Source organism: Burkholderia sp. BCC1972, from assembly GCF_905339605.1.
Classification (GTDB): domain Bacteria; phylum Pseudomonadota; class Gammaproteobacteria; order Burkholderiales; family Burkholderiaceae; genus Burkholderia.
The window spans coordinates 198,845-212,392 of record NZ_CAJPGH010000012.1 but is presented as its reverse complement, the minus strand read 5'-3'; the positions used below and the strand labels follow the sequence as shown (position 1 = coordinate 212,392).

Annotated in this window: 10 protein-coding genes; 4 read left to right on the top strand and 6 right to left on the bottom strand. The window is 69.6% G+C overall.

The window, feature by feature from the left end; all coding sequences use genetic code 11:
* Nucleotides 1-134: 134 nt before the first annotated feature.
* From U5798_RS19200 to U5798_RS19190, 3 genes are all read right to left on the bottom strand, one after another.
* On the bottom strand, nt 135-818 hold the full coding sequence (locus tag U5798_RS19200) for an HAD family hydrolase (protein ID WP_124452817.1): 684 nt from the start codon (nt 816-818) through the stop codon (nt 135-137).
* 96 nt (nt 819-914) lie between these two features.
* Nucleotides 915-2,324 carry an argininosuccinate lyase gene (gene argH / locus U5798_RS19195; RefSeq protein WP_322082877.1) on the bottom strand — a complete coding sequence of 470 codons (1,410 nt, stop codon included), beginning with the start codon at nt 2,322-2,324 and terminating at the stop codon, nt 915-917.
* Between the two features lie 103 nt (nt 2,325-2,427).
* The gene (locus U5798_RS19190) at nt 2,428-3,234 is read right to left on the bottom strand and encodes a helix-turn-helix transcriptional regulator (protein ID WP_124452820.1); all 807 of its coding nucleotides are present in this window, start codon (nt 3,232-3,234) and stop codon (nt 2,428-2,430) included.
* Nucleotides 3,235-3,451: 217 nt separating this feature from the next.
* Between U5798_RS19190 and U5798_RS19185 the strand changes: the two genes are divergently transcribed.
* On the top strand, nt 3,452-4,204 hold the full coding sequence (locus tag U5798_RS19185) for a class I SAM-dependent methyltransferase (RefSeq protein ID WP_124452822.1): 753 nt from the start codon (nt 3,452-3,454) through the stop codon (nt 4,202-4,204).
* A 103-nt stretch (nt 4,205-4,307) separates the two neighbouring features.
* On the opposite strand, the gene ppc is transcribed toward U5798_RS19185, so the two are convergent.
* Complete coding sequence (gene ppc, locus U5798_RS19180) at nt 4,308-7,322, bottom strand: phosphoenolpyruvate carboxylase (RefSeq protein ID WP_322082876.1); 3,015 nt, start codon at nt 7,320-7,322, stop codon at nt 4,308-4,310.
* A gap of 208 nt (nt 7,323-7,530) precedes the next feature.
* On the opposite strand from ppc, the gene hemC reads away from it, so the two are divergent.
* From hemC to U5798_RS19165, 3 genes are read left to right on the top strand one after another with little or no spacing between them, the layout of a single operon-like run.
* Complete coding sequence (gene hemC, locus U5798_RS19175) at nt 7,531-8,535, top strand: hydroxymethylbilane synthase (RefSeq protein WP_124452826.1); 1,005 nt, start codon at nt 7,531-7,533, stop codon at nt 8,533-8,535.
* Nucleotides 8,535-10,505 (top strand): fused uroporphyrinogen-III synthase HemD/membrane protein HemX, encoded by a 1,971-nt coding sequence (hemDX, locus tag U5798_RS19170; RefSeq protein WP_322082875.1) that lies wholly within the window; start codon nt 8,535-8,537, stop codon nt 10,503-10,505. The genes hemC and hemDX overlap by 1 nt, the downstream gene beginning before the upstream one ends.
* A gap of 2 nt (nt 10,506-10,507) precedes the next feature.
* Nucleotides 10,508-11,695 carry a heme biosynthesis protein HemY gene (locus tag U5798_RS19165; protein WP_322082874.1) on the top strand — a complete coding sequence of 396 codons (1,188 nt, stop codon included), beginning with the start codon at nt 10,508-10,510 and terminating at the stop codon, nt 11,693-11,695.
* Between the two features lie 94 nt (nt 11,696-11,789).
* Here U5798_RS19165 and U5798_RS19160 read toward each other — a convergent pair whose 3' ends face one another.
* Both U5798_RS19160 and U5798_RS19155 read right to left on the bottom strand, forming a co-directional pair.
* Entirely contained in the window at nt 11,790-13,016 is a 1,227-nt protein-coding gene (locus U5798_RS19160) for an alpha/beta fold hydrolase (RefSeq protein ID WP_322082873.1), read from the bottom strand.
* Nucleotides 13,013-13,426, bottom strand: a complete 414-nt coding sequence (locus U5798_RS19155) for a helix-turn-helix domain-containing protein (RefSeq protein ID WP_322082872.1) — start codon at nt 13,424-13,426, stop codon at nt 13,013-13,015. The genes U5798_RS19160 and U5798_RS19155 overlap by 4 nt, the downstream gene beginning before the upstream one ends.
* Nucleotides 13,427-13,548 lie beyond the last annotated feature (122 nt).

The following is a 13,548-nucleotide window of genomic DNA, read 5'->3' as shown; positions in this document are numbered from 1 at the left end:
ACTGCACCACTTCAAGCTTGAACCGCTCGTCGTATTTCGTCATGAAAAAACCCCAAGGGTCGGATCTATGTCCAACTCTTGGGGTTCAGTTCACCAGCGGTGCCCGTTTTGCATTGTGCGGCGTGTGCTGATGCCTACATACGCTGCGACGTGTGCTGCAGGCCGAACCACGACGGCACGAGCGCGACCGCCTCGTCGAGCGACGCGAGCACGTGCAGGCTCAGCGCGATGATCTCGGGTGTCGGCGCCTTCAGGTCGGGCACGGTGATGACCGATGCGCCGGCGCCGGCGGCGGACTGCGCGCCGAAGTCGCTGTCCTCGAATGCCACGCACCGGTGCGCCGGCACGCCGAGGCGTTCGGCCGCGAGCCGGTAGACGGCCGGGTCGGGCTTGCCGCGCGCGACTTCGTCGCCGCCCGCGATCGCGCGGAAGAACGGCAGCACGCCGACCGCATCGAGCCGCGCGCGGATCACGTCGCCCGCGGACGACGACGCGACCGCGCACGGAATGCCGGCCTGCGCGAGTGCTTCGAGCAGCGCGAGCGCGCCGGGTTTCAGCGGAAACTTCGGATGCGGTTCCGGCGCCGCGAGCTGTTCGCGCACGCGGGTGCGTACCGCGTCGAACGTATCGGGATGGCCGATCAGCCGCGCCAGGATGACCTGGCCTTCGGCGAACGAGCGGCCGACGATCTGCAGGTAGTCGGTGACGGTCAGCGCGACACCGTGCGCGTTCGACACGTCGATCCACGTGTTCATGATGGTCCGCTCTGAATCGACGAGCAGGCCGTCCATGTCGAAGAGCGCGGCGGAAAAGATCATCGGCGGCATCCGGGAAGCAGGGCAGGCGATGGACGGCGCAACGGCCGCCCGAATGAAAAACGGACGCCGAAGGCGTCCGTCCATGACAGCAGGCTGTTACTCGCCCAGTGCGGCGCGGGCTGCCTTGACGGCCGCGCGCACCTGGTCGGGCGCCGTGCCGCCCGGATGGTTGCGGCTGGCGACCGAACCCTCGAGCGTCAGGTAGCCGAACACGTCGTCGCCGATCAGGTGCGCGACGTTCGGCAGTTCCTGCTTCATCTCGTCGAGCGTCAGGTCGGCGAGATCGATGCCGCGGTCGTCGCAGATCTTCACCGCGTGCGCGACGGCTTCGTGCGCATCGCGGAACGGCAAGCCGCGCTTCACGAGGTAGTCGGCGAGGTCGGTGGCGGTCGAGAAGCCCTGCAGCGCGGCCGCGCGCATCGCGTCCAGCTTCACGGTGATGCCCGCGACCATCTCGGCGAAGATCCGCAGCGTGTCGGCAACGGTGTCGACCGTGTCGAACAGCGGCTCCTTGTCTTCCTGGTTGTCCTTGTTGTACGCGAGCGGCTGGCCCTTCATCAGCGTCAGCAGCGCCATCAGGTGGCCGTTCACGCGGCCCGTCTTGCCGCGCGCGAGCTCGGGCACGTCCGGGTTCTTCTTCTGCGGCATGATCGAGCTGCCGGTGCAGAAGCGGTCGGCGATGTCGATGAAGCCGACGCGCGGGCTCATCCACAGCACGAGTTCTTCGGAGAAGCGCGACACGTGCGTCATCACCAGAGCGGACGCCGCCGTGAATTCGATCGCGAAATCGCGATCGGACACGGCGTCGAGCGAGTTCGCGCAGATGCCGTCGAAGCCGAGCGTCTTCGCCACTGCATGACGGTCGATCGGGTAGCTCGTGCCCGCGAGCGCGGCCGCGCCGAGCGGCAGGCGGTTCACGCGCGTACGGCAGTCGCGCATGCGTTCCGCGTCGCGCGTGAACATCTCGACGTACGCGAGCAGGTGGTGGCCGAACGTGACGGGTTGCGCGACCTGCAGGTGCGTGAAGCCCGGCATGATCGTGTCGGCATTCTGTTCCGCGAGGTCGAGCAGCGCGCCGCGCAGGTCGTTCAGCAGGCCGCCGATGCGGTCGATCTCGCCGCGCAGCCAAAGGCGGATGTCGGTCGCGACCTGGTCGTTGCGCGAGCGGCCCGTGTGCAGGCGCTTGCCGGCATCGCCGATCAGTGCGGTCAGGCGCGCCTCGATGTTCAGGTGCACGTCTTCCAGGTCGAGCTGCCATTCGAATTCGCCGCGCTCGATCTCGCCCTTGATCTGCGCCATCCCGCGTTCGATCGCGGCCAGGTCGTCGGCGCTGATGATCTTCTGCGCGGCGAGCATGTTCGCGTGCGCGAGCGAGCCGGCGATGTCGACGAGCGCGAGGCGCTTGTCGAAAAACACCGACGACGTGTAGCGCTTGACCAGTTCCGACATCGGTTCCGAGAAGCGGGCCGACCAGGCCTCGCCCTTTTTGTGCAGTTGGGACGTCATGGCGATTCTTCGAAGGGGAGTTGGGCGGCGTGCGCCGCCGAGGGAATCCTGCAATTCTAGCATTCGCGGGCCTGCCGGCCGTGGCCCGCACGGGTCGGTCCGCTCAGTCGCGCACCAGCACGACGAGCTTCAGGTCCTCGCGGTGCGCGGGTTTCAGCGTGATCTGCTGGTACACGAGGCGGCCGTCGGCCGGATGGTCGAATTCGCGCAGCCCGCCTTCGCGTTCGAACACGTCCTGCGACGCCCAGTACTGCGCGAACGCGTCGCTGCCGGCGGTCAGCGCGTCGATCAGCGCGCGCGTCGGCGCGTCGGCCAAGTGGCGGATCGAATCGGCGCGGAATTCGGCCGCGAGCCGCCGGGCGCGGGTTTCCCAGTCGACAATCAGCGTGCGCGCGGCCGGCGACATGAACGTGAAGCGCAGCAGGTTGCGGTCGTGCTCGCCGTCGAGCCAGCCGGAAAATAGCGCGGCGGCCGGCGCGTTCCACGCGAGCGCGTTCCATTGCCGGTCGAGCACGTACGCCGGTGTGGCGATTGCCGCGACGGTCGCGGCGAGCGTCGGCGGCAGGTCGCCGCCGGCGACGTCGGGTTCGGCCGGGTCGCGCTGCGCGGCCAGCTCGAACAGGTACGCGCGCTCGGCCTTCGACAGCTGCAGCGCGACGGCAATACGCGCGAGCGCGTCGGCCGACGCCGACACCGGGCGGCCCTGTTCGATCCACGTGTACCAGGTCGGGCTGACGCCGCACAGCTGCGCGACTTCCTCGCGCCGCAACCCCGGCGTGCGGCGGCGCGGGCCGGGCGGCAGGCCGACGGCCTGCGGCGACAGCCGCTCGCGGTGGGCGCGGATGAATTCGCCGAGCGCGCGGGCGGGCGTGGCGTCGAGCGGCGGGACGGAGGAGGACGGCTGGTTCATGCGGAAACGGCGAAAGGGCCGCGGGGACGCGGCAAGGTTCAGACAGGTGGATCGAATACCAGAATAACTGCTTAACTTGTACTGGTACAGGCGCGGGCCTATTGTAGCGTCTCGCGCGCTGGCAGGGCAGCGGGCGTCCCCCACAACGCGTTGCACGGGGCCGGAACACGCGCGGAAGCGCCCATGCCGGCCGCTGCATCAAGGAAAGGAGCGAACGATGAAACACCACGACCAGGTCGCCGACGCATTCGGCACGACGGCCGCCGCCTATCTGACGAGCACGGTTCATGCGACGGGCGCCGACCTGCAGGCGCTCGCCGATGCGGTGAGCGCGACGCCCGATGCGACGGTGCTCGATCTCGGTTGCGGCGCCGGCCACGCGAGCTTCGCGGTCGCGCCGCACGTGCGCGCCGTGGTCGCCTACGATCTCGCCGCGCCGATGCTCGCGACCGTCGACGCGGCCGCGCGCGAGCGCGGGCTCGCGAACATCCGCACGCAGCAGGGGCCGGCCGAGCGGCTGCCGTTCGACACGGCGACGTTCGACTGGGTCGTGAGCCGCATGAGCGCGCATCACTGGCACGACATGCGCGCGGCGCTCGCCGAGGTGCGCCGCGTGCTGAAGCCGGGCGGCCGCGTGCTGATGATCGACATCGCCGGCAACGACCATCCGCTCCTCGACACGTACCTGCAGGCCGCGGAAGTGCTGCGCGACGCGTCGCACGTGCGCGACTACCGTGCCGACGAATGGCTCGCGATGTTCCGCGAGGCCGGCTTCGACGCGCAGGTGCACAGCCGCTGGCGGCTGCCGATCGATTTCGACACGTGGGTCGCGCGGATTCGCACGCCGGCCGACAGCGTGACGGGCATTCGCGCGCTGTGGGCGCATGCCCCCGACGAAGTGCGCGCCTACTACGCGGTGCAGCCCGACGGTTCGTTCGAGCACGACGGGCTGCTGATCGACGCGCATTGACGGGCGGCGCGCCGTGGCATGAAAAAAGCCGCGATACGCATGATCGCGTCTCGCGGCTTTCACGATGCAGGCCGGCGCGCAACGCGTGCGCGCCGCACGCGGATCAGCCCGTGTTGCGCAGGCCGGCCGCGATCCCGTTGATCGTCAGGTGAATCCCGCGACGCAGCCGCGCGTTCGTGTCGCCCGCGCGGTGACGCTTGATCAGCTCGACCTGCAGGTGGTTCAGCGGATCGAGATACGGGAAGCGGTTCTTGATCGAGCGTGCGAGCAGCGGGTTGGTCGCAAGGCGGCCTTCGTGCCCGGTGATTTCCGCGAGCGCCTGCGACGTGCGCTCCCATTCCGCGACGATCCGCTCGAACACGTGCTTGCGCAGCTTGCGGTCGGACACGAGCTGCGCGTAGCGCGACGCGACCGCGAGATCGGTCTTCGCGAGCACCATGTCCATGTTCGACATCAGGTTCGAGAAGAACGGCCAGGTCTTGTTCATCTTCTTCAGCAGCGCGACGCGCTTCGTGCGCTCGGCGTCGTCCTGCGCGCTGTCGAGATACGCGCTCACCGCGCTGCCGAAGCCGTACCAGCCGGTCAGCAGCAGCCGGCACTGGCCCCACGAGAAGCCCCACGGAATCGCGCGCAGGTCCTCGATCTTGCGCTGCTTCGGATCCTGCAGCTTGCGCGACGCCGGGCGGCTGCCGATGTTCAGCTCGGCGATCTCGGTGATCGGCGTCGACGAGAAGAAGTAGTCGGTGAAGCCCGGGGTTTCATAGACGAGCGCGCGGTACGCGGCCATCGCCGAGTCGGACAGCGTCTGCATCGCGGCTTCGAACGCGGGCAGCTGCGCCGGCGCGTTCGACTGCGGCAGCAGCGAGGCTTCGAGCGTCGCGGCGACGACCGTCTCGAGGTTGCGCCGGCCGATCTCGGGGTTCGCGAACTTGCTCGCGATCACCTCGCCCTGTTCGGTCAGGCGGATCTGGCCGTTCACGGTGCCCGGCGGCTGCGACAGGATCGCCTGGTAGGTCGGGCCGCCGCCGCGGCCGACCGTGCCGCCGCGGCCGTGGAACAGCCGCAGCGTGATCTTGCGGTCGCGGAACAGGTCGACGAGCGCGAGTTCCGCGCGATACAGCTCCCAGTTCGACGTGAGGAAGCCGCCGTCCTTGTTGCTGTCCGAGTAGCCGAGCATCACTTCCTGCTCGGCGCCCTGGTGCGCGATCAGCGCGTCGATGCCCGGCAGTGCGAAGTATTCGCGCATGATGCGCGCGGCGTCGCGCAGGTCGGGAATCGTCTCGAACAGCGGGATCACCATCAGGCTGTTGCGCGCGTCGCCGCCCGGCACGCCGAGCGTGCCTTCGAGCAGGCCCGTCTCCTTCTGCAGCAGCAGGACTTCGACGAGGTCGCTGACGGTTTCCGTATGCGAAATGATGTAGTTGCGCACCGCGCGCGCGCCGAATTGCGCACGGACTTCGCGCGCCTTCTCGAACACGCCGAGCTCGCTCTGCGCGAGCGCCGAGTATTCGAAGTACGGCGAGCGCAGCGGACGCGGGTCGGCCAGCGCGGCCAGCAGCACGCGCAGCTTGTCTTCCTCGGCGAGCGCCGCGTAGTCGGCTTCGACGCCCGCGCGCGCGAACAGCTCGGCGACCACCGCTTCGTGGATGTCGGAGCTCTGGCGCAGGTCGATGCTCGCGAGATGGAAGCCGAACACTTCGGCCGCGCGCACGAGCGGCGCGAGGCGCGGCGCGGCGAGCGACGTGCCGTGGTGCTCGTCGAGCGACGCGGTCAGCACCTTCAGGTCGGCGACGAACGCTTCGGAATCCGGATACGGGATCGCGCGCACGGGCGGGGCGCCGCGGCCCGCGCTGCGCACGGGCACCGTGCCTTCGCCGACGCGCACGCGCGCGCTCGCCGCGAGCCGCGTGTAGATGCCGATCAGCGCACGGCGATACGGTTCGTCGACGCGGTGCGGCGACTGGTCGGGCGAGGCGGCCGCGAGCGCCTTCACGGCGTCGTTCGCGCCGACGAGCAGGTTCGATACCGACAGCTCGGCGCCGAGCTTGTGCACCTGTTCCAGGTAGTGCTCGAGGATCACCGCGGCCTGGCGGTTGATCGCTTCGTCGAGCGTCGGCGCGGTCACGTTCGGGTTGCCGTCGCGGTCGCCGCCGATCCAGCTGCCCATCTGGAAGAACGCGGGCACGCGGGCGGACAGGCCGTGCTCGGCGAGCGCGGCCTCGATGTCGCCGTACAGCGCGGGCAGTTCGTCGAGGAACGTCGCGCGGTAGTACGACAGCGCGTTCTCGATCTCGTCGCCGACCGTCAGGCGCGAGTCGCGCAGCATGCGCGTCTGCCACAGCGCGGTCACGCGCGCACGCAGCATCGCTTCGTTGTACTGGCGCTCGCGCGCGGTCAGTTCCTGGTCGCGCTCGGCGAGCAGGCGCGCGATGTCGTGTTGCGCGTCGAGGATGCTCTTGCGCTGTACTTCGGTCGGGTGCGCGGTCAGCACGGGCACGATCAGCGCGTCGTCGAAGAAGCGCTGCAGCAGGCGCTTCGACGCGTTGCCGGTCGTCTTCAGCTGTTCGAGCGCGTACGCGACCGTGCCCGGTTGCGCTGCCGAGCCGGCCAGCGCGTGGATGCGGCGGCGGCGGTTGTGGTGGCGGTCTTCCGCGATGTTCGCCAGGTGCGAGAAATAGCTGAACGCGCGCACGACGCTCACCGTCTGCTCCGGCGTCAGCTTGCGCAGCTTCTTCTCGAGCGTCTGTGCGGCTTCGCTGTCGTCCTCGCGGCGGAACTTGACCGCGGTCTGGCGGATCGTCTCGACGACGTCGAATACCGTATCGCCTTCCTGTTCGCGCACGACGTCGCCAAGCAGGCGGCCGAGGAAGCGGATGTCCTCGAACAGCGGACGGTCCTTGTCGTCGCGCGTGCGCGTGCCGGCCTTCGGCGCGGCGGCCTTGCGGGCAGCGGGGCCGGCGGCTTTGGCCGCGCGTTTCGTCTGACGTATCGGGTCTTTCGGTTTCGTTGCCGTTTTCGCACGGCCGTTCGCGGCGGTGGCGACGGTGTCCGTCGAGGCGTCGGAGGAGGACAGGGCAGCATTGCGGCGCGCCGTACGCGCCGATCCGGAAGACTTCACGATGGGTTTCCTTGGGAAAGCTCGAGTCAAAAGGAACTGCGGAAACTGCGGGAACTGCGGTCAAGCAACCAGCTACGTGCGGCACATCCGCGCATTGGCGCCGCGACCCGCACAGGGGCAGGCCGGGCGCAGGCTCCGGGCCCGGGCGGGCCGGGGCGTGCGTGCTACCATTGTTCGATCTTCAATCCCGTCCTTCGATGTTCCAGCAATGAATTCCGAGACCCCTGCGGCCGGGCCGCAACAGGCACAGCCGCCCGCGACGTTGACGATTGCTTCGCGAGAGAGCCGCCTGGCGATGTGGCAAGCCGAACATGTGCGTGATGCGCTGCGCAAATTATATCCAGCTTGTGACGTGAAAATCCTCGGGATGACGACCCGCGGCGATCAGATTCTCGATCGCACGCTGTCGAAGGTCGGCGGCAAGGGCCTGTTCGTGAAGGAACTGGAAAGCGCGCTGGCCGACGGCCGCGCCGATCTCGCCGTGCATTCGCTGAAGGATGTGCCGATGGCGCTGCCCGACGGCTTCACGCTCGCGGCGATCATGGAGCGCGAAGACCCGCGCGATGCATTCGTGTCGAACGACTTCGCGTCGCTCGACGCACTGCCGGCCGGCGCGGTCGTCGGCACGTCGAGCCTGCGCCGCGAAGCGATGCTGCGTTCGCGCTATCCGCATCTGGAAGTCCTGCCGCTGCGCGGCAACCTCGACACGCGTCTCGCGAAGCTCGACCGCGGCGACTACGCGGCGATCATCCTCGCGGCCGCCGGCCTGAAACGCCTCGGCCTCGAAGCGCGCATTCGCACGCTGCTCGACGTCGAGGCCAGCCCGCCCGCGGCCGGCCAGGGTGCGCTCGGCATCGAGATCGCCGCGCACCGCGACGACGTCGCCGCGTGGCTCGCGCCGCTGCACGACCCGCAGACCGCGCTCGCGGTCGAGGCCGAGCGGATGGTGTCGCGCGCGCTCGGCGGCAGCTGCGAGGTGCCGCTTGCCGCGCACGCGGTGTGGCGCGCGGGCGAACTGTACCTGACGGGCCGCGTGTCGACGACCGACGGCAAGCGCGTGCTGACGGCCGAGGAGTGCGGCGCCGTGATGACCGTCGCCGATGCGCTCGCGCTCGGCCGCGCGGTATCCGACGAGCTCGAGGCGCAAGGCGCGCTCGACATCGTCCAGGCACTGCTCGCCGGCTCGCAGGCCGCGGGCAAGGGCGACGCCTGATGGCGGGCGGCGCGCGCGCGTTCACCGCTGTCCTGACGCGTCCGGACGGCCAGTCCGATGCGCTCGCGTCGCAACTCGCCGATGCCGGTTGCGACGTGCTCGAATTTCCGCTGATCGACATTGCGCCGGTCGACGATCCGGCACCGCTCGACGCCGCGTTCGCGGCGCTTGCCGACTACGCGCTGGTGATTTTCGTGTCGCCGAACGCGATCGACCGCGCGCTCGCGCAGTACGGCGCGATCTGGCCGAACGCGCTGCCGGTCGGCGTGGTCGGGCCCGGCAGCGTCGCGGCGCTCGAGCGTCACGGCATCGCGGCACCCGCGCATCGCGTGATCGCGCCGCAGGCGCCGGCCGACGGCGGCGTCCCCCATTACGATTCCGAGAGCCTGTTCGCGTGCATCGAGGCCGCGTTCGGCGGCGCGCAGGCGCTGGCGGCCAAGCGCGTGCTGATCGTGCGCGGCGACGGCGGGCGCGAATGGCTCGCCGAGCGCCTGCGCGAGGCCGGCGCGGACGTCACGCTCGTCGCCGCCTACCGGCGCGTCGTGCCGGAGCCGCGCGTCGGCGCGTGGGAGCGCGTGCACGCGCTGCTCGACGGCCAGCCGCATGCGTGGCTCGTCACGAGCTCGGAAGGCGTGCGCAACCTGCACGAGCTCGCGCGGGCGCACCTGAACGATGCCGAGATCGACGCGCTGAAGCATGCGCCGCTCGTCACGCCGCACCCGCGGATCGAGCAGACCGCTCGCGCATTGGGTTTTGATAGGATTACGCTGACCGGCGCGGGCGATGAGCGCATCGTCCGCGCGTTTCGAACGATGGCCGACGAGGCCGTCCAACCGGCGACAGCCGCACCGGTGACTAAACGCATGACAGATACCAACGATTCCAAAAGCGTCGCTTCCCAGCCGGCCGCTGCATCCGCGCCGCCGTCCAGTCCCCCTTATCGCGCGCCCGAGCCGCCCGCGCGCCGCGGCGGCAGCGCAGTGCTGTGGTTCGTCGTCGTCGTGCTCGGTTGCGCGGCCGGTGTCGGCGGCTACGCGCTGAACCGCAAGATCGACCGCCTCGACGGCACGTTCGTCACGCGCCAGAAGGCGCTCGACGCGCAGGCGGCCGAAACGCGCATGAAGACCGAGCAGGCGCTCGCGAGCACGCACCAGGTCGACACGCAGCTCGCGCAGCTCGACGGCAAGCTCGCCGACGCGCAGAGCGCGCAGCAGGCGCTGCAGCAGCAATACCAGGACCTGTCGCGCAACCGCGACGCGTGGATGCTCGAGGAAGTCGACCAGATGCTGTCGAGCGCGAGCCAGCAGCTCCAGCTGACCGGCAACACGCAGCTCGCGCTGATCGCGCTGCAGAACGCCGACGCGCGTCTCGCGACGTCGCAGAGCGCGCAGGCCGTCACGGTGCGCAAGGCGCTCGCGCTGGACATCGAGAAGCTGAAGGCCGCGCCGGCCGCCGATCTCACGGGCCTCGCGATCAAGCTCGACGACGCGATCGCGAAGATCGACGCGCTGCCGCTGTCCGGCGAGGCGATCGTGCCGCACGCGGAGCCGAAGGCCGCACCGGCCGAGGCCGCATCGCCGGCCGTGGCCGGCGAGCCGCGCTGGAAGGTGTGGTGGCACGACTTCTCGGCCGGCCTCGGCCAGCAGCTGAAGAGCCTCGTGCAGGTCCGCCGGATCGACAACGCGGATGCGATGCTCGCGTCGCCTGACCAGGGCTACTTCGTGCGCGAGAACGTGAAGCTGCGCCTGCTCACCGCGCGGCTGTCGCTGCTCGCGCGCAACGACAGCGCGATGAAGGCCGACCTGCACGCCGCGCAGGCGTCGCTCGGGAAGTATTTCGATCAGGCGTCGAAGGACACGCAGACCGTCGAGGATCTGCTCAAGCAGGTTGACGGCGCATCGCTGACGGTTGCGGTGCCGAACCTGAACACGAGCCTGAACGCCGTTCAGCAGTTCAAGAGCCGGGGGTAACGATGACGCTTCGAGGAATCGTCTGGCTCGCGGTCCTGTTCGCGATCGCCGCGGCGCTCGCCACCGTCGGCCGTTTCGACGCGGGGCAGGTGCTGCTCGTCTATCCGCCGTACCGGATCGACGTGTCGCTGAACCTGTTCGTGATCGCCATCGTCGTGCTGTTCATCGTCCTGTACGCGCTGCTGCGCATCGTGCGCAACATCTGGCGCATGCCGCAGCGGGTCGCCGCGTATCGTGCGCGTTCGCGCAACGAGAAGGCACAGGCGTCGCTGCGCGACGCCATTTCGAACCTGTACGCAGGCCGCTTCTCGCGCGCGGAGAAGGCCGCGCGTGAAGCGTTGACGGTCGATGCGAACCTGGGCGCCGCGAGTCTCGTCGCGGCCACCGCCGCGCACCGGATGCACGAGTACACGCGCCGCGACGACTGGCTGTCGAAGGTCGATGCGCCCGAATGGCAGGACGCACGGCTGCTCGCGGCGGCCGACATGCGCGCGGATGCGCGCGATGCCGACGGCGCGCTCGCCGCGCTGGCCGACATGCAGGCCGGCGGCAAGCGCATTCATGCGCAGCAGGTCGCGCTGCGCGCGCAGCAGCAACTGAAGAACTGGGCCGAGGTGCTGAAGCTCGCGAAGGCGCTCGAGAAGCGCGAGGCGCTGCATCCGGCCGCGGCCGTGCGGCTGCGCCAGCAGGCTGCAGAGAACCTGTTGCGCGAACGCCGGCACGACCCGGATGCCCTGCTCGAAGTGTGGCAGTCGCTGTCGCCGGTCGAGCGCCAGTCGCCGCGTCTGGCCGATCTCGCGGCCGACCTGCTGGTGCCGCTCGAGCGTCGCAACGAAGCGCGCCGCATCGTCGAGGACGCACTCGCGCACAACTGGGATGCCCGTCTGCTGCGCCGTTACCCGGACACGGCCGGCGCCGATGCGCTGCCGCTGATCCAGAAGGCCGAAGGGTGGAAGAAGGATCATCCGGACGATGCCGACCTGCTGTTCGCGCTCGGCCGCCTCTGCCAGCAGCAGCAGCTGTGGGGCAAGGCGCAGTCGTTCCTCGAAGCGGCGCTGAAACTGGCCGACAACGAGGCGCTGAAGGTGCGCGCGCATCGCGCGCTCGCGCGCCTGTTCGAGCATCTCGGCGAAACCGACAAGGCCGCGAAGCACTATCGCGAAAGCGCGCTCGCGATCACCGTGGTCTGACAGCGGCGCTGTACTGCACGGCGTAAAAGCCCCGAACGCCCAGCGGCCTTCGGGGCTTTTTTTCGTCCCTTCTTTCCGTCCCTTTTTTCGTCCGTTATGCGCCGAGCCTGCGCAGCAGGTCGTCTTCGTTCGCGACGAACCAGACCGACTGTCCGCGATTGGATTCGCGAACGAGCGCGCGCAGTGCTTCGCTGCGCGCGAGCCAGCGGTCGATGTCGCCGACCACACCGAGCCGGACGCCGTAGTTGACGAGTTTCTGCAGCACGGTGCCGGCCAGCCCGCTGTCGAGCCGGTAGAAATCGTCGTGCAGCGCGTCGGCGGGGATCGCGATCCAGTCGGCTTCGTGCTCGTGCGCGAGCGCGACGAGCTCGAGCGCATCGCTTTCCCGCTGCACGAGGGCGGCGAAAGGATCGCGGACCAGCACACGGCTGCCGGCTGCCTGAATGATTCGGTGGTGCATGTGGGTAGGTTCCGTCGATGCGAGAAACGCGCGCACGTTGTCGCGCTGCCCGCGGATGAAATGGGGCTGCTCCGGAAGAAACAGGACCTGCGCGTGCGGCACGAGGCGCGTCAGGCGATCGCGCGTGTCGCGTGAATCGAGCATCACGTCGCGGCCGCCGACGATCGCCAATACGGGCGTGGACAACGTGCGGAGCGTCGCGTCGTCGAATACCGGGATCGGTTCGAGGCGCGGGCGGAAGCCGCGGTCGATCGCGCGCATCAGTGCGAGCGCGTCACGCTCCGCCGGCGTGGACGGCCGCGGCAGGCGGCCGAGTACGCGCCGCCGCACGCAGGCGCGCCCGGCATCGCCGAGCAGCAGCAGCGGCAGCGCCCACCACAGAAACGGCTTCTGCCGGCCGATCCCCGACGGGCAGAGCAGCGCGAGCCGCGTCACGCGCGCGGGGCGCCGCAGCGCGAAATCGAGCGCCGTTCGCGCCCCGAGCGAGATGCCGACGAACGCGACGCGCGACACCTGCAGGCCGTCCAGCACGTCGTCGAGCCACTGCGCGTACGCGTCGCCCGCGAGCGGCGGCCGTGACGGCGCGCTCGGTCCGGCTTCGCCGATCACGTCGATCGCGTAGAGCCGGAAGTCCGTCGCCCATTCGGCCGCATCGTGCTGCCAGCTTGCCGCCGTCGTCTGCGCACCGTGGATCAGCACGACCGGCGGCGCGTGTTCGGGCCCGCAGGCGATCACGTGCGTCGGCCCGTGGCGCGTTTGCACCGTGATGCGCCGATGCCCGGCCGGCCAGTGCGACAGCGCGGCCGCGTAAGCGGCGCGAATCGCACGCGCGTGGCGCGGCGACCGGAAGACCGTGCTCATGTGCCGCTTTTCTGCAGCAGCATGTCGAGCGACGACATCAGCGCAGCCGTGTCGGCCGGCGTCGCGGCGACGACGACCTTGACGAGGCTCGATGCGGGATCGAACGTGACGTCGATCCGCACGGGGTCGACATACGACGTGCGGCCGGACGCCATCGCGTGCAGCGACCGCGACAGGTACTGGTGCAGCGACTGCGACGCGTCCGGAATGTCGACGATGCTGGTGACGCGCACCGCACGCGGCACGGGCGCGGCCGGTGTCGTGGGCGCGAACGCGGCGAGGTCGGTGTCGAGGATGCGGTATGCGCGGCCGACCCGCGTTGCGCGCAGCTTGCCGTCGCGAATGAACCGCAGGACAGTCTTCGGGTGAACGCGCAGGCGGGCGGCGGTGTCTTCGACGGTGTGGAACATGGTCGGCAATTGATTCCCTTGATGTTCTTTATTGTTCCATATAAATAGGAGTATAGGGGAGTAATTTGGCGAATAAGGTGCCATCATCCAGCTGGCGTGGCAGCTGCCCGATCCGGGGCGCG